23 protein-coding genes and 1 pseudogene are annotated in these 26,607 nt (G+C 64.6%); 12 read left to right on the forward strand and 12 right to left on the reverse strand.

Annotation, left to right across the window (positions count from 1 at the left end):
* Window positions 1-162: 162 nt before the first annotated feature.
* The gene (locus PCA31118_RS10925; protein ID WP_150625272.1) at window positions 163-1,077 is read left to right on the forward strand and encodes a LysR substrate-binding domain-containing protein; all 915 of its coding nucleotides are present in this window, start codon (window positions 163-165) and stop codon (window positions 1,075-1,077) included.
* A 187-nt stretch (window positions 1,078-1,264) separates the two neighbouring features.
* Here PCA31118_RS10925 and purM read toward each other — a convergent pair whose 3' ends face one another.
* Window positions 1,265-2,311 carry a phosphoribosylformylglycinamidine cyclo-ligase gene (gene purM, locus PCA31118_RS10930; protein ID WP_150625273.1) on the reverse strand — a complete coding sequence of 349 codons (1,047 nt, stop codon included), beginning with the start codon at window positions 2,309-2,311 and terminating at the stop codon, window positions 1,265-1,267.
* 146 nt (window positions 2,312-2,457) lie between these two features.
* Here purM and hda point away from each other — a divergent pair, with 146 nt between their 5' ends.
* The 6 genes from hda (at window position 2,458) to panB (ending at window position 7,571) form a co-directional block, all read left to right on the forward strand.
* Complete coding sequence (gene hda / locus PCA31118_RS10935) at window positions 2,458-3,195, forward strand: DnaA regulatory inactivator Hda (RefSeq protein ID WP_150625274.1); 738 nt, start codon at window positions 2,458-2,460, stop codon at window positions 3,193-3,195.
* A 71-nt stretch (window positions 3,196-3,266) separates the two neighbouring features.
* The gene (locus tag PCA31118_RS10940) at window positions 3,267-3,947 is read left to right on the forward strand and encodes a histidinol-phosphatase (protein ID WP_150625275.1); all 681 of its coding nucleotides are present in this window, start codon (window positions 3,267-3,269) and stop codon (window positions 3,945-3,947) included.
* Window positions 3,944-5,488: a polynucleotide adenylyltransferase PcnB gene (gene pcnB, locus PCA31118_RS10945; protein ID WP_150625276.1), complete on the forward strand. Its 1,545-nt coding sequence runs from the start codon at window positions 3,944-3,946 to the stop codon at window positions 5,486-5,488. Before PCA31118_RS10940 ends, pcnB begins: the two co-directional genes overlap by 4 nt.
* Window positions 5,488-6,000 carry a 2-amino-4-hydroxy-6-hydroxymethyldihydropteridine diphosphokinase gene (folK, locus tag PCA31118_RS10950; protein ID WP_044456873.1) on the forward strand — a complete coding sequence of 171 codons (513 nt, stop codon included), beginning with the start codon at window positions 5,488-5,490 and terminating at the stop codon, window positions 5,998-6,000. Before pcnB ends, folK begins: the two co-directional genes overlap by 1 nt.
* Window positions 5,997-6,653 carry a deoxynucleoside kinase gene (locus tag PCA31118_RS10955; RefSeq protein ID WP_174990430.1) on the forward strand — a complete coding sequence of 219 codons (657 nt, stop codon included), beginning with the start codon at window positions 5,997-5,999 and terminating at the stop codon, window positions 6,651-6,653. The genes folK and PCA31118_RS10955 overlap by 4 nt, the downstream gene beginning before the upstream one ends.
* 99 nt (window positions 6,654-6,752) lie before the next feature.
* Window positions 6,753-7,571: a 3-methyl-2-oxobutanoate hydroxymethyltransferase gene (gene panB / locus PCA31118_RS10960; RefSeq protein WP_150625277.1), complete on the forward strand. Its 819-nt coding sequence runs from the start codon at window positions 6,753-6,755 to the stop codon at window positions 7,569-7,571.
* 83 nt (window positions 7,572-7,654) lie between these two features.
* Here panB and PCA31118_RS10965 read toward each other — a convergent pair whose 3' ends face one another.
* Window positions 7,655-9,073, reverse strand: a complete 1,419-nt coding sequence (locus PCA31118_RS10965) for a sensor histidine kinase (protein WP_150625278.1) — start codon at window positions 9,071-9,073, stop codon at window positions 7,655-7,657.
* Window positions 9,070-9,732 carry a response regulator transcription factor gene (locus PCA31118_RS10970; protein ID WP_150625279.1) on the reverse strand — a complete coding sequence of 221 codons (663 nt, stop codon included), beginning with the start codon at window positions 9,730-9,732 and terminating at the stop codon, window positions 9,070-9,072. Before PCA31118_RS10970 ends, PCA31118_RS10965 begins: the two co-directional genes overlap by 4 nt.
* A gap of 170 nt (window positions 9,733-9,902) precedes the next feature.
* Between PCA31118_RS10970 and PCA31118_RS10975 the strand changes: the two genes are divergently transcribed.
* The 3 genes from PCA31118_RS10975 to PCA31118_RS10985 all read left to right on the forward strand — a co-directional run bounded on the left by PCA31118_RS10975 (window position 9,903) and on the right by PCA31118_RS10985 (window position 12,760).
* On the forward strand, window positions 9,903-10,703 hold the full coding sequence (locus tag PCA31118_RS10975) for an ABC transporter ATP-binding protein (RefSeq protein WP_150625280.1): 801 nt from the start codon (window positions 9,903-9,905) through the stop codon (window positions 10,701-10,703).
* A gap of 11 nt (window positions 10,704-10,714) precedes the next feature.
* Entirely contained in the window at window positions 10,715-11,638 is a 924-nt protein-coding gene (locus PCA31118_RS10980) for an ABC transporter permease (protein WP_246190183.1), read from the forward strand.
* Between the two features lie 93 nt (window positions 11,639-11,731).
* Window positions 11,732-12,760 (forward strand): ABC transporter substrate-binding protein, encoded by a 1,029-nt coding sequence (locus PCA31118_RS10985; protein WP_150625281.1) that lies wholly within the window; start codon window positions 11,732-11,734, stop codon window positions 12,758-12,760.
* Window positions 12,761-12,797: 37 nt separating this feature from the next.
* Here PCA31118_RS10985 and PCA31118_RS10990 read toward each other — a convergent pair whose 3' ends face one another.
* The 5 genes from PCA31118_RS10990 to grpE form a co-directional block, all read right to left on the reverse strand.
* Entirely contained in the window at window positions 12,798-14,759 is a 1,962-nt protein-coding gene (locus tag PCA31118_RS10990) for a chorismate-binding protein (protein WP_246190184.1), read from the reverse strand.
* Window positions 14,760-14,763: 4 nt separating this feature from the next.
* Window positions 14,764-15,906, reverse strand: coding sequence for a molecular chaperone DnaJ (dnaJ, locus tag PCA31118_RS10995; protein ID WP_044456881.1), 1,143 nt, complete (start codon window positions 15,904-15,906; stop codon window positions 14,764-14,766).
* 127 nt (window positions 15,907-16,033) lie between these two features.
* A complete protein-coding gene (gene dnaK / locus PCA31118_RS11000) occupies window positions 16,034-17,959 on the reverse strand; it encodes a molecular chaperone DnaK (RefSeq protein WP_150625282.1) in 1,926 nt (641 codons plus the stop codon).
* Between the two features lie 96 nt (window positions 17,960-18,055).
* Complete coding sequence (locus PCA31118_RS11005; RefSeq protein ID WP_150625283.1) at window positions 18,056-18,472, reverse strand: thioredoxin family protein; 417 nt, start codon at window positions 18,470-18,472, stop codon at window positions 18,056-18,058.
* Between the two features lie 226 nt (window positions 18,473-18,698).
* Entirely contained in the window at window positions 18,699-19,244 is a 546-nt protein-coding gene (gene grpE, locus PCA31118_RS11010; protein ID WP_150625284.1) for a nucleotide exchange factor GrpE, read from the reverse strand.
* 314 nt (window positions 19,245-19,558) lie between these two features.
* Between grpE and PCA31118_RS11015 the strand changes: the two genes are divergently transcribed.
* Window positions 19,559-19,753 carry a hypothetical protein gene (locus PCA31118_RS11015; RefSeq protein WP_425495345.1) on the forward strand — a complete coding sequence of 65 codons (195 nt, stop codon included), beginning with the start codon at window positions 19,559-19,561 and terminating at the stop codon, window positions 19,751-19,753.
* Window positions 19,754-19,939: 186 nt separating this feature from the next.
* Here the strand turns inward: PCA31118_RS11015 and PCA31118_RS11020 are convergent, their stop codons facing one another.
* The 4 genes and pseudogenes from PCA31118_RS11020 to hrcA all read right to left on the reverse strand — a co-directional run bounded on the left by PCA31118_RS11020 (window position 19,940) and on the right by hrcA (window position 25,561).
* Entirely contained in the window at window positions 19,940-20,335 is a 396-nt protein-coding gene (locus PCA31118_RS11020; protein ID WP_425495357.1) for an RNA-binding S4 domain-containing protein, read from the reverse strand.
* 149 nt (window positions 20,336-20,484) lie between these two features.
* Window positions 20,485-21,534: pseudogene (hemH, locus tag PCA31118_RS11025) on the reverse strand (ferrochelatase); the annotation flags it as partial.
* Between the two features lie 120 nt (window positions 21,535-21,654).
* Window positions 21,655-24,297 (reverse strand): DUF6600 domain-containing protein, encoded by a 2,643-nt coding sequence (locus tag PCA31118_RS27195; RefSeq protein ID WP_150625287.1) that lies wholly within the window; start codon window positions 24,295-24,297, stop codon window positions 21,655-21,657.
* 235 nt (window positions 24,298-24,532) lie between these two features.
* On the reverse strand, window positions 24,533-25,561 hold the full coding sequence (gene hrcA, locus PCA31118_RS11035; protein WP_150625288.1) for a heat-inducible transcriptional repressor HrcA: 1,029 nt from the start codon (window positions 25,559-25,561) through the stop codon (window positions 24,533-24,535).
* A gap of 75 nt (window positions 25,562-25,636) precedes the next feature.
* Between hrcA and PCA31118_RS11040 the strand changes: the two genes are divergently transcribed.
* On the forward strand, window positions 25,637-26,587 hold the full coding sequence (locus tag PCA31118_RS11040; protein WP_150625289.1) for an NAD kinase: 951 nt from the start codon (window positions 25,637-25,639) through the stop codon (window positions 26,585-26,587).
* Window positions 26,588-26,607 lie beyond the last annotated feature (20 nt).

Raw genomic sequence — 26,607 nt, forward strand, 5'->3', positions numbered from 1 at the left:
GCGACGGGATCGGGGGCATCGGTGGACCGGTGGATCGAGACGAGGGGGGCGTCGGTACATGGCAGTATCGGCGCGTTCAGGACATCGATACGCCCGCGCGTGCGTCCGCCCCCCCCTGCATGACAGGCTTGCCGCACACGCCAACTCTTCCGTGGAGAATCGATGGATTTCCGGCACATCGACGCCTTTCGGGCGCTGATGCTCACGCGCACGACCACCAAAGCGGCACAGGTGCTAGGCACGTCGCAATCCGCGGTGAGCCGTCTCGTCGCCGATCTCGAACGCTCGACACGTCTCACGCTGTTCGACCGCGCCCGCGGGCGTCTCGAACCCACCGCCGAGGCGTTTGCGCTGTTCGAGGAAGTCGAGCGCCGCTACGCCGGGCTCGATAACATCCGCGAGTTCGCCCTCAATCTGCGCAACCCCGACAAGGCGGTCGTTCGCGTGGGATCGGTCGTCTCTTTCGGTCTGGGCTTCTTCGCCCGCGTGATGGCCAGCTATCGCGCGCTGTACCCGAACGTGCAACTCGCGCTGACCACGGGCGCGTCGGATCTGATTCGCGATCAGGTGGTCACGCATCAGCTCACGCTCGGTCTCGTCACCGACACCATCGACGTGGCGGCGACCGACGCCGTCTCGTTCGCCAAACTCGACGCGATCTGCGCACTACCGGCCGGGCACCCGCTGGCGCGCAAGAAGGTCGTGCGCCTGGCCGATCTGAAGGATCAGCCGATACTGTCGTACGAGCCGACCGACATGATCCGGTGGGGGATGGACCGGTTGTTCGCCGAAGGCAATCTGCATCAGCAGGTGGTCGCCACTGCGCGCTATTCGATCAACATCGGCACGATGGTCAAGGAGAACGTGGGCATCGGATTGCTGCACCCGGTGTCTGCCTACGACTTTCTCGACTCGGATCTCGTGTTGCGGCGCTTTGAACCGTCCATGCCGTTCCACACGCTACGCATCACGCCGCGTGCGGCGGCACCGAGCGCACAGCAGGACGATCTCGTGCGCGTGATGGAAAAGACGCTCGACGAGGTGCTGAGTGCCGTCGAGGCGCGGATGAAGGTGTGATCGGGGCGTGGCTTCGGCCCGCGCCTCATTCGCAATGCGCTGGCACGCTTGACAGGCTCAACACGCTCGTGAGCTCATGGCTCTCGTCGCAAAAACACAAGAGCCCGCCGGAAATTCCCGGCGGGCTCTCTTTGCATTCCCTTGCTGCGAAGCGTGAGGACGCCGTGCGCCCTCGACTGCGCGTGTCTTACGACACGATCGTCTGTGCTTCGCCTTCCTTGCGCTCGCGGATCGTGCCCAGACGGTAGACCGTCTCGCCCGACGCTTCGAGATGCTTCACGGCCGCGTCGGCGTCAGCGGCCGACACGATCACGGCCATGCCGATGCCGCAGTTGAACACGCGGTGCATTTCGGCGTCGGCGACCTTGCCGTGTTCCTGCAACCATTGGAACAACGGCGGCAGCGTCCAGGCGTCCTGCTTGATGTCCGCCGTCAGATGCTCTTGCAGCACGCGCGGAATGTTCTCCACGATGCCGCCGCCGGTAATGTGCGCCATGCCCTTGACCGTCAGCGTTTCCATCAGCGCGAGCAACGGCTTGACGTAGATGCGCGTGGGGGCCATCAGCACGTCGCGCAGCGGCTGGCCATGGAAGTCGGCGTCCAGATCCGGCTTGGCGACTTCGATGATCTTGCGCACCAGCGAATAACCGTTCGAATGGGCGCCCGACGAGGCCAGACCCAGCACCACGTCGCCCGGGACGATCGACTTGCCGTCGATGATCTTGCTCTTTTCGACGGCGCCGACCGCAAAACCGGCCAGATCGTACTCGCCGTCCGGGTACATGCTCGGCATTTCCGCCGTCTCACCGCCGATCAGCGCGCAACCGGACAGCTCACAACCCTGTGCAATGCCCTTGACGACCGTTGCGGCCGTGGCCACGTCCAGCTTGCCGCAGGCGAAGTAGTCGAGGAAGAACAGCGGCTCGGCGCCTTGCACCAGAATGTCGTTGACGCTCATCGCGACCAGATCCTGGCCGACCGTGTCGTGCTTGTTCAGCGTGAAGGCCAGCTTGAGCTTGGTGCCCACGCCGTCGGTCCCCGAAACGAGCACCGGTTCCTTGTAGCGCTTGGGCACTTCGAACAGTGCGCCAAAGCCGCCAATGCCGCCCAGCACGCCGTCGCGCAGGGTTTTCTTGGCAAACGGCTTGATCGCTTCGACCAATGCGTCGCCTGCTTCGATGTCGACGCCAGCGTCGCGATAGGAAAGGCCGGAAGTTTCGTTAGGGTGTGACATGACGGGAATGCATCAAGGTTCGGTAAAATGCGATTTTACCCGATGCGCGTGACCTTTCGGCACGCAAACCGGATATCGGACGCCGGCAATGGCCTGCGTGCCCTGTAAACCGTACTCTGCCGGCCTTCGGCCGGCTTTCTTCGTTCGTGATTCAGCAACTGTATCTCGACCTCGGCACACCGCCGCCCGCCACGTTCGACAATTTCATTGTCGGGCCCAATCGCGAGGCGGCGCAGACGCTTGCCGGCCTTCCCGCCGAATTGTCGGCAGGTACGGCGCGCGACCGCGGCATCTACCTCTGGGGGGCTGTCGGGTCCGGCCGCACCCACCTGATGGAGGCGCTGTGCCACGCCATCGGGCCGAGCGCACGGTATTTGCGCCCGAATAGCCCGCTGGCCGCTTTCACGTTCGACGACGCGAGCACCGTCTATTGTGTGGACGACAGCGACAATCTCTCGCCCACCCAGCAGATCGCCGCGTTCAACCTGTTCAACGAGACCCGCGCCCGTCCGCACTGCGCCTTCGTCGCCGCCGGCGCCCAGCCGCCGGTCGACATGCCGCTGCGCGAAGACCTGCGCACCCGCCTCGGCTGGGGCCTCGTTTTTCACATTGTGGGATTGGACGACGATGGCAAGAAGCAGGCCCTGCAAAATGCCGCTCGTGAGCGCGGCCTGCAACTGGCTGCGGATGTGCCGGCTTATCTGCTCACGCACTTCGAGCGCGATATGTCGAGCCTCATGGCGCTGCTCGACCGGCTCGACCGGTTCTCGATGGAACAGAAGCGCGCGGTGACGCTGCCGCTACTGCGCCAGATGCTCACGCACACCGATCCGGCCGCGCCGGACGGCAAATCACCGACCGGTGACCGATCGGCTGGCCACTGACACTTGCCTCATCGACACCCCAATCACCGAACGACATTAGACGGCCCCTCGCTTCAGGTAAAATTCGCGCAATGACCAATTTAGCTCTCTTCGATCTCGACCACACCCTGCTGCCTACCGACAGCGACAAGGAGTGGGGCCGTTTCCTCGTGCGCCAGGGCGCGGTGGAGCGTGACTCGTACGCGCAGGCCAACGAGGCCTTCTATCAGGACTACCGTGCCGGCCGGCTCGACATGCCGGCCTATCTGCGTTTTTGCCTCGCCCCGCTCGCGCGCTATCCGCGCGACCAGCTCGACGCCTGGCATGCGCAGTACATGGAGGAGTCGATTCTTCCGCACGTGCGCCCCGAAGCGCTCGAACTGCTCGACATGCACCGCAAGGCCGGCGACCTGTGCGCCATCGTGACTGCGACCAACACGTTCGTCACGCGACCGATCGCCAGGGCGTTCGGCATCGACCATCTGATCGGCACCGAACCGGCCACGGCAGGCGGCGACCCGAACGCGCGCTACACCGGCGAGTACATCGGCACGCCGAGCTTCCGCGAAGGCAAGATCACCCGCACCGAAGCGTGGCTCGCCAGCCTGGGCAAGACCTGGGGCGACTTCAACCACGCTTTCTTCTATAGCGATTCCGCCAACGACGTCCCCCTGATGGAGAAGGTGAACCATCCGGTGGCAACGAACCCTGATGAGGCGCTGCGCGAGATCGCGCTGGCGCGTCGCTGGCCCATTCTCGAGTTGTTCCAGTGATCCGCAAACTCATCAAGAAGCTGCTCGGCAAAGACGCTCAGGCCGAAGGCGGCGCAGGCAGTCCGCCGTCCGGCGTACCGGTCGTCATTCCCGTCTCCACGCACGGCATCGATCCGAGCCTGCTCTCGAAGAACGCCGTGCGCGTGACCGACACGTTGCAGCAGGCCGGGTTCAAGGCCTTCATCGTCGGCGGCGCCGTGCGCGACCTGTTGCTCGGCATCGCCCCCAAGGACTTCGATGTCGCGACGAGCGCCACGCCCGAGCAGGTCCAACGCCTGTTCCGCCGCGCACGCATCATCGGCCGTCGCTTCCAGATCGTTCACGTGCAGTTCGGACAGGAGATCATCGAGACCTCTACGTTCCGAGCGCTGGTCGATGCGGTCGACAGCGAGCAGATCGGTGCGCGTCGTCCGAAAAAGGGAGAGCTCGACCGCAAGACGCACGTCACCGACGAATCAGGCCGCGTGCTGCGTGACAACGTCTGGGGCGAACAGAACGAAGATGCCGCGCGTCGGGACTTCACCGTCAACGCCATGTATTACGACCCGGCCACGCAGACGGTGCACGACTACCACCACGGTTGGGAAGACATTCAGAAGCGCGTGCTGCGCATGATTGGCGACCCGGCCACGCGCTATCGCGAAGACCCGGTACGCATGCTGCGCGTGGTGCGCTTCGCCGCAAAGCTCGGCTTCAAGATCGACGACGCGACCGCCGCACCGATTCCGCAACTCGCACCGCTCATCGACAACGTGCCCGCGGCGCGTTTGTTCGACGAGATGCTCAAGCTGTTGCTCTCGGGGCATGCCTGGGCCTGCGTGCAGCAACTGCGCTCGCAGGGCCTGCATCACGGTCTGCTGCCGTTGCTCGATGTCGTGCTGGAGCAACCGCTGGGCGAGAAATTCGTCACGCTTGCGCTGGCCAATACCGATGCGCGCATTCGTGCGGGCAAGCCGGTCTCGCCCGGCTTCCTGTTCGCCGCCCTGCTGTGGCATCTCGTGCTCGAGAAGTGGCAGGCCTACCAGAGCGCCGGTGAGTATCCGATTCCCGCCTTGCATCTTGCAATGGACGACGTGCTCGACGCGCAAACCGGCAAGCTGGCGATCCAGCGCCGTTTCGTCGCCGACATGAAAGAGATCTGGGGCTTGCAGGTACGTCTGGACAAACGCGTCGGCCGCACGCCGCTGCGTTTGCTTGAGCATCCGCGCCTGCGCGCCGGTTACGACTTCCTGCTGCTGCGCTGCGAGTCGGGAGAAGTCCCCGCCGAAGCGGGCCAGTGGTGGACCGACTTCCTCGAAGGCGACTCGGTCAGGCGCGACGAGCTGCTCTCGCAGGGCAGCGGATCGTCGGGCTCGACGCCTGCGGCGAAGCGTCGCCGGCGTCGTCGCAAGCCGTCCGGCGGGCGCGGCGGCGAGGGCAACGAAAGCAGTGGAAGCGGCGGTAGCACCGCGGGCGAGGTTGGCGGCGGACGTGAGAACGCTACCAGCGAGAATCATGGCAAGCGGGTATCATCGCGACAGCATGGTTCCGAAGGTGCTTAATGACTGTTGCCTATATCGGGCTCGGCGCGAATCTCGGCGACGCCCGCCAAGCGATCAAGGACGCCATCGTCTGTCTGGCGCAGCAAATCGGCGTCACCATCACGGCCAAGTCCGACCTGTATCGCACCGCGCCCATCGAGTCGAGCGGTGACGACTATCTCAACTGCGCTGTCGCCGTCGAGACGAGTCTGACTGCGCGTCAATTGCTCACGCTGTGCCTGAAGATCGAGTTGCATTTCGGACGTGAACGGCCCTACAAGAACGCGCCGCGCACGCTCGATCTCGATCTGCTGCTGTACGGCGACGAGCGCATCGCCGAACCCGATCTGATCGTGCCGCATCCGCGCATGGCCTTGCGCGCCTTCGTGCTGTACCCGCTCGCGGACATCGCCCCCGATCTCGATATTCCCGGCGTGGGACGCGTGAGCGCCCTGTTGCCCGAGGTCGCCGATCAACGCGTCGAGCGTGTCGCCTACGGCTGCTGCCCCACGAAGCGGGTTTGCACGTCATGAGATCGCCCGTGCTGGGGCGTTTTCGCTACCTCGCCATCGAAGGTCCCATCGGTGTCGGCAAGACATCGCTCGCACAGCGTCTGGCGGATGCCGCCGGCGCCGATCTGATGCTCGAGCAACCTGCGCTCAATCCCTTTCTCGAACGTTTCTATCGCGACAGCGCACGGTACGCTTTACCGGCGCAGTTGTCGTTTTGCCTGCAGCGTGTCGACGAAGCGACGGAAATTGCGCGACGCGAAATCGACGGCAAGCCGATCTTCACCGACTTCCTGCCAGAGAAGGACGGGTTGTTCGCGCGACTCACGCTCGCCGACGACGAGCTGGCGCTGTACCACAAGCTCGTCGCACATATCGAGCGCCCGCACCGCGCGCCGGATCTCGTGATTCACCTGCAAGCGAGTCCCGAGACGCTGTTCTCCCGCATCCAGAAGCGTGCCATTCCGATGGAGCAGCAGATCCCGGACACCTATCTGCGCGCGCTGTGCGACATCTACGGCGAATTCTTCTATCATTACGCCGCTGCGCCGGTGTTGACAGTCGACACGGAACAATTCGATCCGGCGCACAACGACAGCGACTTCGCCCTGTTGGTCGAACGCATCGACCAGATGCGCGGGCGCAAGGAAGTCTTCGTCAAGGGCGCTCGCCTCTGACGCCTGACCGTCCTTCGTAATGGCGCCCGGCGGCTCTCCGTGACTCTCCGTGGCGCTCACCGCATCTGTCCTGCCGAACCCTCCTGAACCGAGGCTGACATGAGTTACCTGCAAGAATCCAACCGCAAGGCCGTGACCGTTCCCGGTCTTGCCCAGATGCGCGAACGCGGCGAGAAGATCGCCATGCTCACCGCCTATGACGCGAGTTTTGCCGCGCTGCTCGATCGCGTGGGCGTCGACGCCATTCTGATCGGCGACTCGCTCGGCAACGTGATCCAGGGTCAACGCACCACGCTGCCCGTGACCCTGCGCGACATTTGCTATCACACCGAATGCGTCGCACGCAGCGTGGAGAAGGCGCTAGTGCTGGCCGATCTGCCGTTTGGCACGTACGGGACCAAGGAGCAGGCCTATCAAAGCGCCGTGGCCGTCATGCAGGCGGGCGCGCAGATGGTGAAGATCGAAGGCGGCGCATGGCTCGCGGAGACGGTGCGGTTTCTCGTGGAGCGCAGCATTCCGGTGTGCGCTCACGTGGGCCTCACACCGCAGTCGGTGCACGCCTTTGGTGGCTTCAAGGTGCAGGCGCGCGAAGATGCGGGACAGGCGAAATTGCTCGAAGACTGCCGCGCGCTGCAAGCGGCGGGTGCACAACTTGTGGTGTTCGAAGCGATTCCCGCAGCGCTGGCTGCACGCGTGACGCCGGAAATGGCGACGATGCCGACCATCGGCATTGGCGCAGGTGTCGACTGCGACGGCCAGGTGCTGGTGTTGCAGGACATGCTGGGCGTATTTCCCGGCAAGTCGCCAAAATTCTCCAAGAACTTCATGGACGGGCAGCCGAGCATCGCGGCGGCCATCGAAGCCTACGTGCAAGCCGTGAAGCATGGCACGTTCCCGACGCCGGAGCATAGCTTCTGAGGATTGGCGCCGGCCGCACGTTGCGATGATGCGATGTGAGGTGAAGCGAGACGAACGGCGGCGCAGCGATGCGCCGCTTTTTTTTACGCCACGGGAAGGGTCAGCACCACGGCAAACCCCTCGCCTTGCACGCGCTCGAACGTCATCTGCCCGCCATGTGCGTGAATGACATCGGCGACCATCGCCAAGCCCAGACTTGCCCCTTCGCGTCCGTCGGCACGCGAGGAAAAGGGCGTTCGCACACGTTGCCATTCCGATTCCGGAATGCCGGGGCCGTCGTCGAAGAAACGCAGACGCCACTGCGCGTCGACACGCGTCACGTCGACATGCAGTCGATGCGGCGCGCCGTAGGCCAGCGCGTTCACGAGCACGTTCTTGATGGCTTCGCGCAGACTCAGTGCGTCGCCCATGACCATGCAGGGCATGTCGGCCATATCAGGCACATCAGGCATATCAGGCATGTCGGGCATGCTGGACATCGCGGGCAGGTGCAGTGCGACATCGATATCGCGCGTGGCGTACGACAGCGTCTCGCGCATCGCCGTCTGCAGTAACGCGTTCAGATCGACCGGCGCCGGCGCAACGCTGTCCGCCCGATGCTGCACCATCGCGTGGTTGATCAACTGGTGGATCAGTGCCCCCAATCCTCGCGCCTGCTTCTGAATGCGCGCGATGTGCGTCTGACGGGTGTGCTCGTCCTGCGTCTGGCTCAGCATCTCGACCTGCGCCGTGAGCGCGGTCACCGGGGTTCGCAGTTGATGCGCAGCGTCGCCGATCACCCGGCGCATCAACGCGCGCGAAGTCGCCAGCCGTCGCATGAAATCGTTGATGGCGCCGACGAGCGCCAGCGTTTCGGCGGGCACCGTCACCGTCAGAGGAACGAGGTCGTTCGAGTCGCGCTCGCGTATCGCCGCTTCGATTTGCTTGAGCGGCGCGAGCGCCTGACGCAGCGTCCACAGGGCCGCGAGCAACGTCAGCACCGCCGTGGCGATCGTGATGAGCAACGTGTTGTCGGCGAGCCCCCGTGTAAAGCGCACGCGCGCGTTCTGCGTATGCGCCAGGGCGACGACTGCCCATGGGTGGGCCGCCGTCACCGGCATGCGTCGCCCGACGATGGCGATGCGGATCGGCATCTCCTGATAGGTGCCGTCGACGACGATGGGGCCGTCGTCCAGCTTGTCCCAGGGAATGGACGGACGAAACTCAGAGTCGCCCGCCACGGAACGCCCGTTCGGGTCGAGCACGGTGTAGAAGATCTGATCGCCGGGCGCCAGTGCCGAGAAAGCGGCGAGCGGCACATCGACGTTGACTTCGCCATTCTGGTACCACGTGTTCTCCGCCACCTGCAACGCGCTGCCCAGCAGCCATCGGTCATAGGCCCGGTCGACGGCCGCGCGTGTCGAGAACCAGATGCCGAGCAGCACCGCCACAACCGCAAACGCCAGCACAACGCCCATGCGAATGACGAGGCGCAGGTAGAGCGACCGGCCGGGAACGATCATGACAGCACGAGCTGATAGCCCAGACCGCGCAACGTGCGAATCTGGAATTGCGCCATGGCGAGCTTCTTGCGCAAACGTGCGACGTATTGCTCGATGGCGTTGGCATTCGGTGCGGGTTCGTCGCCATACAGGCGATCCATCAGTTCGTCCTTGCCGAAGATGCGCCCGGGCCGCGCCGCAAGGATTTCCAGCAGCGTGACTTCGCGACGCGTCAGCTCTACGGGCTGCCCGTCGACTTCGACGCCGCGACTCTTGCGATCGAGCGTGAGATTGGCGCATGTGAGCCGGTTCGTGGCGTCCTGCCCGGTACGACGCATGAGCGCCCTCACGCGCGCTTCCAGCTCGCGGAAATCGAAAGGTTTGGTGAGGTAATCGTCCGCCCCGAGGTCGAGCGCCCGCACGCGTTCCTCGATCTCCGCGCACGCGGTGAGCATCAGCACGCGTGTGGACAGCCCGCGCTCACGCACGCGGCGAAGCAACTCGAAACCGTCGACGTGGGGCAGCATCACGTCGAGGATCAGCAGGTCGTAGTCGTCGCCGATACGGGTGGCCGCGACTGCGCCGTCGGTCTCGCAATCGAGCGCATGACCCAGCCTGCGCAACTGGGTGGCAATCGCTTCGGCGACATCGGCGGTGTCTTCGACCAGCATGATGCGCATGGGTATTTCGTCTCCTTCGTTCTTCTGGCCGCGATTGTCTCGGAAATCACGGTGGGCGGCCTCGGTGTTTCCCCTGAATCCGCCCTCTTGCCACCCGGCATGTCAGGTTCGCTACAGCTTCGGTACTTAGTATCGAGCCGATTATAAAAGCACCCTTCAGGAGACATGCAATGCACAACGCCCCCCATGCGGGCGCTGTCGGCGCCGTCGCGCCCGCAGTGCCGCCATTGCTCGAAATCGACCGCGTCACGCTGCAATACAAGACCGACGACTATCTCGTCACCGCTGCCCAGCAAGTGAGCTTCAACGTCTACCCGGGTGACCGCTTCGTGTTGCTCGGCCCGTCGGGCTGCGGCAAATCCACGTTGCTCAAGGCAATTGGCGGCTATCTGCCCCCCGTGAACGGGGAGATTCGTCTGAAAGGCCGCACGATTACCGAACCCGGGCCCGATCGCATGATGGTCTTTCAGGAATTCGATCAGCTGCTGCCGTGGAAAACGGTGCGTCAAAACGTGGAATTCGCGCTCATCGCGAGCGGCCGTCTGAAGGGACGCGACGCCGCCGAGCGCGCCGCGCACTACATCGAGAAAGTGGGCCTCGCCAAATTCATCGACAGCTATCCGCACACGCTCTCGGGCGGTATGAAGCAGCGCGTGTCGATCGCGCGCGGCATGGCCATGGAGCCGGACGTGCTGCTCATGGACGAGCCGTTCGCCGCGCTCGACGCCCTCACCCGCCGCAAGATGCAGGACGAGCTGCTGCGTCTGTGGGACGACACGCGCTTCACCGTGTTGTTCGTCACCCACGGTATCGACGAGGCGATTCGCATCGGCACGCGCATTCTGTTGCTCTCGCCCCACCCCGGACAAGTCAAGGCCGAGCTCAACAGCATCGCCCCCGACCAGCTCGGCACCGCGCATCAGAGCGAGCTCGAAACGCGCATCGATCAACTGCTGTTCGCCACGCATTGAGGATGACGGCCATGAACGCAATTCCTTCGCAGCACACGCCACCGTCCGCCACCGGTCAGGCCACCAGTTCCCCGATCGAGCCGGTCTATCGTCCCGAGTTCGTGCTTGAACCGGTGCAGGCCGAGTTATCGTCGATTCAGCGTCCGCTCTCCACGTTCGAAACGCTCTACCGCCTGAGCTGGCTGCGCAAGACCGTGATCCTTGCCGTGCTCGCCATCGTCTGGGAAATCTACGGTCGCTGGCTCGACAATGCGCTGCTGTTCCCGAGCTTTACCGATACGGTGGCCGCCTTTGCGGGCGGTTTGTCGAGCGGCGTGCTGCTGCTGCGCGCGGCGGTCTCGCTCAAGACGCTGCTGATCGGCTACGGCATCGGCATTGTCCTGGCTGCGATACTCACGACCGTGGCCATCAGTTCGAAGATCGGCAACGACCTGCTGGAGACGCTGACAGCCATGTTCAACCCGCTGCCGGCCATTGCGCTGCTGCCGCTCGCGCTCATCTGGTTCGGCCTGGGCAACGGCAGCGTGATTTTCGTGCTGGTGCACTCGGTGCTGTGGGCCGTGGCGCTCAACACGCACAGCGGCTTTCGCGGCGTGTCGAAGACTCTGCGCATGGTCGGGCAGAACTACGGCCTCAAGCGCTTCGCGCTGGTGCAGCACGTACTCATTCCGGCAGCGTTTCCGAGCATCCTGACCGGCCTGAAAGTGGGCTGGGCCTTCGCGTGGCGCACGCTGATCGCCGCCGAACTCGTATTCGGCGTGTCCTCCGGTTCGGGCGGTCTGGGCTGGTACATCTTCGAGAATCGCAACTCGCTTGAGACGGCGAATGTCTTCGCCGGGCTGTTCTTCGTGATTCTGATCGGGCTCGCGGTCGAGAACCTGCTGTTTGCCCGCATCGAGAAGCGCACGTTGCACCGCTGGGGAATGCAGCACTGATACCTGAATCGGGCCGAATTTTCGACCTGTTCCGATTGACCACCCCTTAGGGGGTTGATGAATAATTCCAACGATACCGGAGACAAACCCATCATGAATCGACGCCATTTCGCCCGCTGGGTCAGCGCGCTGACGCTTGCCGCCACGACGGCGCTTTCCCCCTTCGGCAACGTAGCGCATGCGCAGGCGAGCACTGTGCGCCTGTCGCACGGCTACGGCATTCTCTATCTGCCGCTGATGGTCATGCGCGATCAGCACCTCATCGAGAAGCACGCGAAGGCGCTGGGACTTGGAGACGTGAAGACGACGTGGACGATTCTCGACGGCGGCAACGTCATCAACGACGCCATGCTCGCCGGCAATCTCGATGTCGCCGGCACAGGCGCACCGGGCTTCGTCACGCTGTGGTCGAAGGCGCACGGCATTCCGCGCTCGGAAGTGATCGGACTGTCCGCGCTGTCGACCGGACCGCTCTGGCTCAACACGAACAACCCGAACATCAAGTCGCTCAAGGACTTCACGCCGAAGGACAAGATCGCCATTCCGGGCATCAAGACTTCGCTGTCTGCCGTGCTGCTCCAAATGGCGGTGGCCAAAACGTTCGGCATCGAGAACTACGCCAAGCTCGATCCGCAAACGGTCAGCCTGAGCCATCCGGAAGCCGTGAGCGCGCTGCTCTCGGGCAAGACCGAAATCACGGCGCACTTCACCTCGCCGCCGTTCTCGTATCAGGAAGTGAAGGACCCGCGCATCAAGCGCGTGCTGAATTCGACGGACGTGCTCGGCAACATCACCATCGACGTGGTGTTCGCACCGAAGCAGTTCACCGTTCAGAACCCGAAGCTGGTGCAGGCGATTCTGGCCGCACAGGAAGAGGCGGCCACCTACATCGCCAAGGATCATGTGGGCGCGGCGCAGACCTTCCTGCGCGTGTCGAAGATGAACCTGCCGCAAGCCGAGATCGAGCAGATGCTCGCCGACCCCGGTCTGCAATTCACCACCACGCCGAACGGGTTGATGCAGTACGTCGAATTCATGGGGCGTGCGGGCACGATCAAGACGCGTCCGACAAAGTGGAGCGATCTGTTCGTGCCGCAGATGGCGACGCGTCAGGGTAGCTAAGGAAGTTAGGGAAGTTAGCGCAGCGAAGGCGTCGAGTTCAGACGACGACGGTGCCTGCGATCTTCGCGGGCACCGCACCGCGCAGGGCGTTCGCCACGACAATGGCCTGCGCCGAGAGCAAGTGCTCGCGCGTCACGACAGCCTCCACGGCAGCCCACGCGGGATCGTCGAGCATGACGCTGCGCATCACACCGGGCAGTACGCCGCACGACAGCGGCGGCGTCGTCCAGATGCCGTGGCGTTTGACAAAGACGGTGCTACGCCCGCCTTCGGTCAACTCGCCGCGCTCATTGAAGAACAGCACGTCGAATGCCCCTTGCGCTTCCGCCGCTTTCCACGCCGCATCGTAACGGCTGCGGACCGTGGTTTTGTGTCGCAGGAAAAGATCGTCGGCGCGGGTCGGGCTTGCAGTGTCTGCGAGCAGTACGGTGACGCTGCCGCCCGGCAGCGGTGTGAGCACCGCATGCGTCAATGCCACCGTTCCGTTGTGCGACAGTGCGAGCCGCACACGGTGAACGTTGTCCGCGTCCAGTGTCGCGACAACGGCAGCGAGTTGCGTGCGCAATGCCGCGTCGTCGAAGACGAAGCCGAAGTACCGCGCCGAGGCTTGCAGACGCGCGAGATGCCTGTCGAGATGCGCAATGCCTGACGCCCGGGTCGCCTGCATCGTCTCAAAGAGTTCGAAGCCGGGATCGAGCGCGCTCAGGAACCGCGCCTTGAGCCGACACTCGTCCCGCTCTTCGTCGGCCTTGCTGTCCAGCACGATGCCCGCACCGACACCCAGCCGCCCGCGACGCAGACCGCTCATGCCGTTCATGCCGCTAACGCCGGGAGATTCGAGTTCGAGCGTTCGAATGGCGACCGACAGACAGAAGTCGCCCAACGCGTGCGGGGCGTCGCTGCGCGCATCCAGCCAGCCGATGGCGCCGGTGTACAGGCCGCGCGGCGAGGTTTCGAGCTCGCCGATCAACTGCATCGTCCGATGTTTCGGCGCGCCGGTAATCGAGCCGCAAGGAAACAACGCGCGCAGCACGTCGACGAACGTCACGGCGTCCGGCAACGTCGCCGTAACCGTTGACGTCATCTGCAACACACTCGCGAAACGTGTGACCTCGAAGAGTTTCGGCACTTTCACGGAGCCGGGTGTAGCGAGGCGTCCGAGATCGTTGCGAAGCAGATCGACGATCATGAGATTCTCGGCGCGATTCTTCTCGTCGGCCGCGAGATCGGCGCTACGCTGCGCGTCGAGGGAAGCATTGCCGCTGGCCGGTGCGGTGCCCTTCATCGGACGAGCCTCGACCTGCCCGCGCGAATGACGCAGGAACAACTCGGGAGAGAGTGAGAGTATCGCCCGGCCCGGCAGACCTGCGGTTCCGGGGAGCATCACCAGCGCGCCATAAGGCACGGGCTGACGGGCGCGCAGGCGTCGATACAGCGCGATGGGCGAACCAAACGCGTCGAAGTGCAGCCGATACGTGTAGTTGATCTGATAGCACTCGCCTTGCGAGAGCCATTCGTGGATACGGGAAATGGCGTCGTCGAACGCGGCGTCGCTCACATCGTTTTGCAACCCGGCAACCCCGGCTACGCTCGGCGCACCGGCCGGGGTGGCGGGCGCGCCATGCGTGGCATGAGCGGCATGCGCGCCCTGATCGACGTGATCGAACTGATCGGTCTGACGTTCGAGCCAGTCCTGGGTCTGCGCAGCGTCGAGGCGCTGCAAGTCGGCGAACAGCAACACACGAAACTGGCCCGGTGCGCGACGCGTCGCCACCGTCTGCACGCCGTTCAGGCGCACACCAAACTCATAGTCGGCCAACAATACGGCATGGAGGCCGCCACGCGCGGCCTCTTCCACTTCACGAAGCGCGTCGGAAAGCACACCGGGCTCGTCGCAAGTCACCTCGCGCACGAGCCCGGTATACAGACGCGCCCCGCCGGCCGGATCCGCGCTGTCGTCCAACAGCGCGAAGGCGGCCATCGGCGCTTCACTTTGCATGGAATTACTCGAAGAACTGCTTCACGCGGTCGAACCAGCCCTTCGATTGCGGGCTGTGACGCGCACCGCCCTCCTTCAGGGATGCATCGAAATCACGCAGCATCTGCTTTTGCGCGTCGCTCAGCTTGACCGGCGTTTCTACCTGCACATGAACGTACAGATCGCCCGGGTAGCTGGCACGCAGACCCTTGATGCCCTTGCCGCGCAGACGGAACGTCTTGCCTGTTTGCGTGCCTTCCGGCACTTCGAAGGTCGCCTTGCCGTGCAGTGTCGGCGCGTCGATGTCGCCGCCAAGTGCTGCCGTGGCAAACGAAATCGGCATCTGGCAATGCAGATCGTCGCCGTCGCGCTCGAACACGTTGTGCGCCTTGATGTGGATTTCCACATACAGGTCGCCCGCCGGACCGCCATTGACGCCCGGCTCCCCGTTGCCCGAAGAGCGAATGCGCATGCCGTCTTCGATACCCGCCGGAATCTTGATCTCCAGCGTCTTGGTCTTCTTGAGCTTGCCCGACCCATGGCAGTTGGTGCACGGCTCAGGAATGTACGAACCGGTGCCGTGGCACTTCGGGCAGGTCTGCTGAACGCTGAAGAAACCCTGCGACATGCGCACCGAACCCGCGCCGTTACAGGTGGGGCAGGTTTCGGGCTTGGTGCCCGGCTTCGCGCCGTTGCCGTGGCAGACCTCGCACTCTTCCCAACTCGGCACGCGAATCTGCGTATCGAAACCGTTCGCCGCTTGCTCGAGCGTGATCTCCATGTTGTAGCGAAGATCCGCGCCGCGATACACCTGCGGGCCACCACGACCGGCACGACCGCCCGGGCCGCCCTGACCGAAGATGTCGCCGAAGATGTCGCCGAACGCGTCTGCGAAGCCGCCGAAGCCCTGACCGCCCGCGCCGCCGAAGCCGCCCATGCTCGGGTCGACGCCCGCGTGACCGTACTGGTCGTACGCAGCGCGCTTCTCCGGCTCGGAGAGCATCTCGTAGGCTTCCTTGACCTCTTTGAACTTCTCTTCGGCGTCTTTGCTGTCCGGATTGCGGTCCGGGTGGTACTTCATCGCCAGCTTGCGATACGCCTTCTTGATCTCGTCGTCCGACGCGTTCTTGGCAACGCCAAGGACTTCGTAGTAATCACGTTTGGCCATAACTCTTTCCAATGTTGGCGCATGTCGCCATCAGGCAAAAAGCCGGGTCGATATTCCCCTTGCAGAGAACCTCGATACCCGGCCCACACGCGAAGCACCGGTCGGTGCCCCGCGCGCCATGCACGCTTTACTTCTTGTCGTTGACTTCCTTCACTTCGGCGTCGACGACGTTGTCGTCATGCGGCTTGCCCTGCTCGGCGCCTGCAGCACCCGCAGCACCCGCCTGCGCCTGCATGTCGGCGTACATCTTCTCGCCGAGCTTCTGGCTGGCGGTGCCCAGCGCTTCGACCTTGGCATCGATTTCCGCCTTGTCCGAACCGCGCAGCGCCTCTTCCAGTGCCGTGATGGCCGATTCGATGGCTTCCTTCTCCGAAGCTTCGATCTTGTCGCCATACTCGGTCAGCGCCTTGCGGGTGCTGTGCACCAGTGCGTCGCCCTGGTTACGGGAGTCGGCCAGCTCACGCGCCTTCTTGTCTTCTTCGGCGTTGAGCTCGGCGTCCTTCACCATTTGCTCGATTTCGGCGTCCGACAGGCCCGAGTTCGCCTTGATGACGATCTTGTTTTCCTTGCCGGTTGCCTTGTCCTTCGCGCCAACGTGCAGAATGCCGTTCGCGTCGATGTCGAAGGTCACTTCGATCTGCGGCGTGCCACGGGCGGCGGGCGGAATGCCCTCGAGGTTGAACTCGCCCAGCGACTTGTTGCCGGCGGCCATCTCGCGCTCACCCTGGAACACCTTGATCGTCACGGCCGGCTGGTTGTCGTCCGCCGTCGAGAACACTTGCGAGTGCTTCGTCGGGATCGTGGTGTTCTTGGCGATCATCTTCGTCATCACGCCACCGAGCGTCTCGATACCGAGCGACAGCGGGGTCACGTCGAGCAGCAGCACGTCCTTGCGGTCGCCCGAGAGGACCGAGCCCTGAATCGAGGCGCCAGCGGCCACGGCTTCGTCCGGGTTCACATCCTTGCGCGGATCCTTGCCGAAGAATTCCTTCACCTTCTCCTGCACCTTCGGCATACGCGTCATACCGCCGACCAGAATCACGTCGTCGATGTCGCTCACCTTCACACCGGCATCCTTGATGGCGGTGCGGCACGGTTCGATCGTGCGTGCGATCAGGTCTTCGACCAGCGCTTCGAGCTTGGCGCGCGTGATCTTCAGGTTCAAGTGCTTCGGACCCGAGGCGTCTGCCGTGATGTACGGCAGGTTGATTTCGGTCTGCTGGCTCGACGACAGTTCGATCTTGGCCTTTTCGGCAGCTTCCTTCAGGCGTTGCAGCGCGAGCACGTCCTTCGACAGATCGACGCCCTGCTCCTTCTTGAACTCGGCAATGATGTAGTCGATGATGCGCTGGTCGAAGTCTTCGCCGCCCAGGAACGTGTCGCCGTTGGTCGACAGCACTTCGAACTGGTGTTCGCCGTCCACGTCCGCGATTTCGATGATCGAGATGTCGAACGTGCCGCCACCCAGGTCATACACCGCGATCTTGCGGTCGCCGCCTTCCTTCTTGTCCAGACCGAAGGCCAGTGCGGCTGCGGTCGGCTCGTTGATGATGCGCTTGACTTCCAGACCGGCGATACGGCCTGCGTCCTTGGTGGCCTGGCGCTGGCTGTCGTTGAAGTAGGCCGGCACCGTGATCACGGCTTCCGTGACCGGCTCGCCCAGGTAGTCCTCGGCGGTCTTCTTCATCTTGCGCAGCACTTCGGCGGAGATTTGCGGCGGGGCCAGCTTCTGGTCGCGCGCTTCCACCCAGGCGTCGCCGTTATCGGCCTTGACGATCTTGTAGGGCATCAGCGAGATGTCCTTCTGCACTTCTTTTTCTTCGAAGCGACGACCGATCAGGCGCTTGACGGCGTACAGCGTATTTTTCGGATTGGTCACGGCCTGGCGCTTGGCAGGCGCACCGACCAGAATCTCGCCATCGTCCATGTAGGCGATGATCGACGGGGTGGTGCGAGCACCTTCCGCGTTCTCGATGATCTTGACCTGATTGCCTTCCATGACGGCCACGCACGAGTTCGTGGTGCCCAAGTCGATACCGATGATTTTGCCCATATTAATTTCTCCTAGCGTCCTTTGCGTCTTTCCGTAGGGCGTGTCGCCCGTTCAATTCATTGATCTGCACGAGATATGGGTGCAGCCAGGAACATTTCAAGACCCTTCTTGCGGTCCGGTTTTGCCTCCCGCCGCCGCGATCTTGTCGCGTGCAGCAGCCACCGCCAGCCGGAACTGGGGCAGGCCATGCCAGCCGGTCGCCCGGCCCAGCTTCTTACCTGCGTGGAAGAAGAAAAACGTGGGGACCCCATGCAGCGCGAAGCGGCGGGCGAGCGCCATATCGGCGTACACATTGGCGTGAAACCAGCGCAGCCCCAGCGCCTCGATGGCCTCGCGGTGCGCGAGCATGGTTTTCTTGGCGACTTCACAGTTGAAGCAGTCCACGCCCCAGAAAAACACGACGGCGAGGTCATCCCCCGCGTCGCGCAATCCCTCGTCGAACGTCCCGGCGCTCAGTTCGCGCATCGAAAACGCCTCGAATGCGGTCCCATCCACGCCCTTCATGCCGGTCATGCCCGGAAGATCGCCTGCCATGTTCGTCAGTCCCTGATGGTCTCCGGCTTTACCCGGCTTTACCCGGCTTTACCCGGCAGTCACGCCGCCTCTGGCGCCGACTGCCTGTGCCAGCCAGGCCGATCGCACATTCGAGGCTTAAAGCTTCCCATGATGTTATGGCGCATTGTCATGGCACTTGCCTCCGGTGCATCCGCATGGCGTGAGACCGCGCGTGCGGACTCGCTTACTTGCCCGCGGCCACGGTCACGAGTGCCGGGCGCAGCACGCGATCGGCAATCAGATACCCCTTCTGCAACACGGCGACGACCGTATTCGGTTCCTGCTCGGCCGGCACCATCGAGATGGCCTGATGCTGATGCGGGTCGAACTTCGCGCCGGCCGGGTCGATGACCGACACCTTGCTGCGCTCGAGCGCCGCGACCAGTTGACGCAAGGTCAGGGCAACGCCCTCCTGCAGTTTGGCCACGTCGCCGCTCTTGTCGGCGGCGGCAGCCTCCAGGCTGTCGATGACCGGCAGGAGATTCTCGGCGAAGCTCTCGACGGCAAATTTACGGGCCTTGGTCACTTCTTCTTCCGCACGGCGGCGCACGTTTTCCATCTCGGCGCGGGCACGCAGTGCCTCGTCGCGCAAGGTGGCGGCTTCTGCCAGTGCGGCCTGAAGCTGCGCCTCGACCGAGGGCAGCGCGTCGTTCGCGCCCGCAGCGTCGGTCGGGGCCGTTTCGGCCTGGGACGGAATCGGCTGATCGGGAGTGTTTTGCTGTTCAGTCATGAGCTTGAGTCGTCAAAAGGTTCTTGCAGCGCACCACGACGATGCGCCGCCGGTTCAAATCCCTTTGGATAGTAGGGGCGTCCACACCGATTTCAAGAGCTGGCGGGCATTTCATGCGCCATGTCGGTGCGCGCCGCGTGCCGGTAAATATCCGGTTACACGCGTTACGAGTCCTCTATTGTATCGGCCGTTGCTGCGACCTAACATGAATTACGGTCCCGTCGATGGCAGTGCCCGATTCGATGTCCTCGATCCCGGACCCGGCCGCTCACCGGACACCCCTCGTCCGGTGCAGCGTTCTTAAGGAGCGCATCATGAAGCTGCCACTGGCTGTTGTCTTCATCCTTGCGTTGGTGACGACGGTAACGATCACGATCTGCCTGTCCGGCGCAGTGACCCGGCGCGACACCGAGTACGGTAGCGTACGGGCCGTGCTGCATCACTATGTGGAAATGCCCGGCATGCCAGGGCATTCGAAGCGTTCGAATACCGAAATCCCTACGCGCTGATTGTCCCGGGGTGCATGATCCCTCGTGGGTCGTGCGCGGTGCCGTTCCCCGAGCTGATTTTCGCTCCCTCCCCTCGTCCGCCGCTGCGCGTTTCGCCAGCGGCGGCGTTCATTTAGGCGGAGGCAAGGGGCACGAGGGTAACAAACGGCGACCGGGGTCCCGAACTGGCCTTGGACCGGCGCTTCCTTACTCGCCAACGCCGCCAAGGCGGCGGCGGTCGCGCTTGGTCGGGCGGCCGTGCATCTGGGCCGCCGGCTCCTGGAACAGGCGTCGGCGCTCGCTCTCGTCGGCCCGCGCCTGAATGCTCGCGGGCGTCTCCTCGTAGAGCGACTGCGCAACCGGTGCGGAGCCGCGCACCTCGGCGATGGCTTTCACGCGCACTTCCCAGCGCGTGCTGCCGTTGTCGACCGACACCAGATCGCCGGGGCGCACGTCGCGCGCCGGTTTGACGCGGGCATCGTTGCAAAGCACCCGGCCCCGGTCGACGGCCTGCGTGGCGAGCGAGCGCGTCTTGAAAAAGCGCGCCGCCCACAACCACTTGTCGATCCGCGTGGCGGCCTGCGGAGAATCGTCCACCTTGATCGTCACGCCCCGGCTCCCTGCTGATCTTCATTGCGCAAAGGCGCCTGCGCGGCTGCGGCTGCGGCGGCCGCGCTCGCTTCCTCGAACGCCGCCACTGCCGCGACCTGACGTTGACGCGTTGACGCCACCGCCGCTGCCGAAGCGTCGGCCTCGCCCTGAGGTGAGAGCACCGGCCAGCCTTGCAGATGCCGCGCCGCGATCTCGCCAAGCGCCGTGATCCAGGCGCTTGCGCCATTCAGGCACGGAATGAAGTGGAACGACTTGCCTCCTGCCGACAGATAGGCGTGGCGGCCTTCCATATTGATTTCTTCGAGCGTCTCGAGACAGTCGGACGTGAAGCCCGGGCAGAAGACGTCGACACGCGGCGTGCCGCCACGGCCCAACTCTTGGAGCGTCGGCGCCGTGTACGGCTGCAACCATTCGGCCTTGCCGAAACGCGACTGAAACGTGAGGCGGCAGGTCGTCTCGTCAAGACCGAGCGCCGCCGCGAGAAGGCGTGCGGTTCGCACGCACTGATCGTGATACGGATCGCCCAGATCGAGCGTGCGGCGCGGCACCCCGTGAAAGCTCAACAGCAGGCGCTCGCCCGCCGCAAAGTCGGGACGGCCATGTTGCTGCCAGTAGCCTTCGACCTGCTGGCGCAGCGCCTCGATATATGCGGGATGATCGTGGTAGTCGCGCACCGTGCGCACGTCCGGCTGGTTGCGCAAACGCGCGAGCACGCGAAACACGGCGTCGCTCGCCGTGGCGGTCGTGCTGCTCGAATATTGCGGGTAGAGCGGCAGGACGAGAATCCGCTCGACGCCACTCTGACGCAACGCGCGGATACGTTCCGGAATCGAGGGATTGCCGTAGCGCATGGCGTAGTCGACAACGACGTCATAGTCGTTCGCGTGCAACAGCGCCCGCAGGGCATTGGTCTGGTGTTCGGTGTTCACCTTGAGCGGCGAGCCGTCGCGTGTCCAGATCGTCGCGTACTTCTGGGCGGACGCCCGCGAGCGGAAGGGCAGAATCACCAACCGCAGCAACGGTTGCCACACCAGCGACGGGATCTCCACGACGCGCGGGTCCGACAGGAACTCGCGCAAATATCGGCGCACGGCCGCGGGACGCGGCTCGTCGGGTGTGCCGAGGTTGATCAGCAGTACGGCGGTCTTGCCGGACTGGCCGTGCGAAATAGGTTCGGGATCGAAGCGCATGGAGCGTACTTTACCGCAAACAGGGGCCAAATCTGGCTGACATGTTGCCCATCGTCACCGGCGCCGGGCGGCCCGCGTCGGCGAGTCGGTCGCCGACGCGGGGGAGGCTCAACGGGTCATTCAACCGTGCGGGTGTTCGTCCGGGCGAGGCGACCGATGTTCGGCGCTGGCGCGGCCCTCCGGCTTGCTCTCGCGTTGCGCCGGTTGGGGGCGGTCCTGCGGATGAGGCGACTGCGGATGCGGTTGCGCCTGCGGACGCTCCGGCTGGACCTGCTGCCTCGGCGCGGGCGGCGATTCCGGACGCGGCTGCGGTCGCTCGGCCTGTGGCTGTGGACGTTGCGGCTGGGGTTGCGAATCTGCGCGCGGTTGCGCCCGCTCGGCCTGTGGCTGCGGACTTTGCGGTTGCGACTGATGTTGCGACTGATGTTGCGACTGAGGTTGCGGCTGATGTTGCGGCTGGGGTTGCGTCCGCTCCGCCTGCGGTTGCTGATGTTGCTGCATGGGTTGCGTCTGGAACGGTTGCTGGGGCGGCTGACGGGATTGCGACTGCCACTGCTGCGGCCGCCGTTCCGGCTCGGTTGCGTCCGGCTGCGCCCGCTGGGGCGCCGGCTGCGTCTGTGACGACTGGCGACGGTTCTCCATCTCACGCTGTGCAGCCTCGTGCCCAGGCTGAGGAACGGCTTGTGCCGCCCCGCCTTGTTGGGGCTGGCCACCACGGCCACCGGGACCGCCCTGCATGCCGCGGTCATACGCGCCATTGACGCCATTCACGCCATTCGGCTGCGGCGGATGCGGAACGCCTGACTGCGCGGGCTGGGACGGCGCCGCCGGTTGCCCCGGACGATTCTGATAATTTCCCTGCCCCTGACCGGGATAGGTTGCGTAGCCCGGATATCCCGGCGCGCCGGGTGCTGCCGGAACACCCGGTACCCCTGGCACGCCCGGCTGCCCCGGCACACCCGTATGGCCCGGCGCTCCCGGCACGCCAGGTTGGCCCGGTACTCCCGGGACTCCCGGTGCGCCGTGCATCGGGGAGGTCGCGCCGGTCGCGGGCAGGCCGCCGTGGGCGGGCGTCGCGCCCAAAGCGCCCGTCGGCCCCAGTGCCGGTTGGGCAGGGCTCGCCCCGTTCGCCCCGTTCGTACCAATCGGGGCGCCCACCGGCCCATGCGTGCCGACGACGGTGACACGCGGCGCAATGCGGCCCTGACCTTGCCCCCCTGCCCCCAAGTTGCGGACCTGCTGACCGCTCTGACCAAGCGCGAGCGGCGCCCCCCCTGCATTCGGGACGGCATGCAGATTGCTCGTCAATTCACGCGACGCCACGCTGCGGGCGACCGGTGCGCGGGTGGCCAGCACCTGCCGGTTGAACACGCCCGCCGGTGGCGCCGAGGGCGCCGGACGACTGTTGCCGATCACGCTCTGCTGCACAGGCGCAACGCCCGGCGTATTGCCCACGCGCCAGCCCTGCCCGGCTCGCGGTGCTGCCAGGGCAACCGGCGCCCCTACGGCACGTCCCTGCACGAACGCCTGCGCGGGCATCGTCGACACCGCACCGCGCACATGCTGATTGCTATAGACGTTATTGACGTTGATGTTATTGACGTTGTTGGTGATGTTGGTGGTGCGCACGATCGTCGACCGGTTGATGTTCGTGACGTACGATGAACTCGCGTGATAGGCGGGACGGTACGCATCGTGCGGCCCCAACGCGAACCACGCGAGGCCCACGCCGCCGGCGGCAAACGTCACCCCCCACTGATTTCCGCCACTGTTGCCGCCGACCCATCCGACCAGTGCCGGTGCATACACCGGGCGCACCGCAACCGGTCCCGGCACCCAGCACCAGCGCGCGTCCACGTAGGCCCAACGCCCGTAGTGATACGGCGCGAAGCCCCACGGCGCGTCATCCACCCAGGTCCAGCCCCACGGATCGACCCAGACCCAATGCCCCGTGCGGTAGGGCGCCCAGCCGGACGGCACGTTCGACGGCACCCATACGGCCCCGTAGGTCGGCGTTTCCTGCCACGAACCGTAGTCGTCCAGACTCTCGAAACCCGTCATGTCGCGCGGCACGTAGCGCGCCGACACGGACGCGTCTTCGCGGGCATCGCGCTCGCGAGTCCATTGATCGAAGACGTCGGCCACGAGCGGGCCGGTCTGCTGCTGCGCGAGATTCTGACCGACGAACGCCACGCGCTGCCCCTGTTGCAGCGGCACCGACGCGCCTTGCCCATAGGCCGTACCCGCGCCGCGCCAGACACTCACGGTCGTCACGCCGTTTGGATCCACGTCCACACGATATTCACCCGCCTGTGCGGGCACGAACGCCAGATTCGGCGTGTCGATCTCATACGGTTGATTCGCGTCGAAGCTGCGCAGCCGCACGCCCACGGTGCCCTGCGTTACGTTCAGTTGCACATTCTGGTCGGTCACGGCAGACAACGCGAGGCTGGTGGACGCCCCCATGCGCACCGCGGTGCCGCCGACGTGCATCTCCGCGCGGCTGTTACGGTCGACCCAGACGGCGTCGCCCGTCGTGAGCGGCCGGTTGCGGTTGGCATAGCGCCAGTCGCTGGTGCCCGCCGGGGCGTACGTCACGGTGCCGTCGAACTCGCTCAGCCGCGCCACGCGCCCCGGTGGATCGGCGCTTTGGGCGTGCGCCAGCGTCGGCAGCCCGACAGCGCCGAGCAGGCCGAGTATGCACAGCACCAGCCCGGTGCCGAGAGGGCGAACGATCATCCGCCAGGAAGTCAGGGATCTCATAAACACTCCGGGCCCGTTCAACGGGCACGCTGCGCGTGGCTTGCCTCTGCCACCTTGTGGGGTTCTGTCCGAATCCTCGCTGCGAGCGTCCCACGCATCATTGCGCAACGACCGCAGCGCGCCTGCCACCTCTGGCTCCGCAAGCTTCGAGGAACGCCAGGGTGACATTTCGAGCGTAAGCCCGTGGTGTGTGACCGCGTGTAAAGGGGTGTAAGGAATGCTACGAGTGTGTAACTCAGTGATGACTGAGCGCGTTGGAGAGCAACTTGGCGGTGATGTCGACGATGGGGATCACGCGCTCGTAGGCCATGCGCGTCGGCCCGATCACGCCGAGCGTGCCCACGATCTGGCCGTCGACTTCGTACGGCGCGGTGACCACCGTCATCTCCTCGATGGGAACGAGGCTGGATTCGCCGCCGATGAAGATCTGCACGCCGGAGGCGCGGCTCGACACGTCGAGCAGTTGCAGCAGCCCCGTCTTGGACTCGAACACGTCGAACAGCTTGCGCAGTCGCTCCATGTTCGACGACAGATCCTCCACGCCCAGCAGGTTGCGCTCGCCCGAAATCAGCACGCTCTCACGTGTGGTGTCGGCCATCGCGTCGCTGCCGGCCTGCACAGCCGCTTGCATCAGCGTGCTCATGTCGGAGCGCAGGGCATCGAGTTCACCGCGCAAGTAAGTGCGCACGTCGTCGAAGCTGTGTCCGCCGAAATTGGCGTTCAGATAATTCGCGGCCTCGACCAGTTGCGCCGGCGAATAATCCTTTTCCGTCAGGATGATGCGGTTCTGCACGTCGCCATCGGGCGTGACGATGATGAGCAGCACGCGCTTATCGGACAACCGCAGGAATTCGATGTGACGGAAGGTCTGACTGCGACGCGGCGTGAGTACCACTCCCGCAAACTGCGACAGATGCGAGAGCACCTGCGCGGCGGACGCCACCAGTTGCTGCGGGCCGCCCGGCTGAAGACTCGTCTGCACCTGCGACGCCAGATGATGCGCGGCTTCGTCGAGCGGTCGCACCGAGAGCATGGTGTCGACGAACAGGCGGTAAGCACGCGGCGTCGGCACGCGTCCGGCGGACGTGTGCGGGCTCGCTACAAAACCGAGCGCTTCGAGGTCCGCCATGACGTTGCGGATCGTGGCCGGGGACAGGTCGAGTCCCGAATAACGCGAAAGCGTGCGCGAGCCGACCGGTTGGCCATCGGCGATGTACCGTTCGATCAGGGTTTTGAGGAGTGTTTGCGCACGTTGATCTAGCATGGCAAAAATTGTAACGCGAAATGTTGGTACGCGGCGTGCGGCAAACCCCGACGCGAGAACCGCCGCAGGCCGTGCATGCCGATGGTTGCTGTCATCGACTTATGGTGTAATGGCGGCATGAAAACTGGGAGCCCCTTCAAGACCGTGGCGCTCGTCGGGAAGTACCATGCCGACGGCGTCGCCGAACCGTTGCTCACGCTGGCGGCATGCATTGCGCAGCGCGGGCATCACGTCGTCTTCGAGCGTGACACTGCGCATAACATCGGCGCAGGCGCCGATCCGTACGGCACGCTCGACATTCAGGAGATCGCCACACAGGCGGACGTCGCCGTCGTGGTGGGCGGCGACGGCACGATGCTCGGCGTCGGACGTCAGCTCGCCGCCTCGAACGTGCCGCTCATCGGGGTGAACCATGGCCGGGTCGGCTTCATCACCGACATCCCGCTCGACGAAATGCGCCAGGTCGTGCCCGCCATGCTCGAAGGTCACTTCGAAGCCGAGCAGCGCACGCTCCTGTCCGCGCGCATCGACCGCGACGGCCAGACGCTCTTCGATACCCTCGCGTTCAACGACGTGGTCGTGAACCGCTCCGGGATTTCGGGAATGGTCGAGCTGCGCGTGGACGTGGACGGTCGCTTCATGTACAAGCAGCGCTCGGATGGCCTGATCGTCGCCACCCCCACGGGGTCGACGGCGTACGCCCTCTCGGCCAGCGGTCCGATTCTGCATCCGCGCCTGGGCGGCGTAGTGCTCGTGCCGATCGCACCGCACGCGTTGTCGAACCGTCCGATCGTGCTGCCGGATTCGAGCGACATCGTCATCACGATCACGGGCGGGCGCGAAGTTGGCGCGAACTTCGACATGCAGTCGTTTGCCGAGCTGCGTCAGGGCGACAAGATTCTGGTGAGCCGCTCGGCGCATCAGGTGACGTTCCTGCATCCGGTCGGCTATAACTACTACGCCACGCTGCGCCGCAAGTTGCACTGGAACGAGCATATCTCCGACGAAGATACGCCGCAGAACTGACTCCACGCCTTACCCGACAT

Origin of the sequence: Pandoraea captiosa, assembly GCF_902459775.1 — a bacterium.
Classification (GTDB): Bacteria; Pseudomonadota; Gammaproteobacteria; order Burkholderiales; family Burkholderiaceae; genus Pandoraea; species Pandoraea captiosa.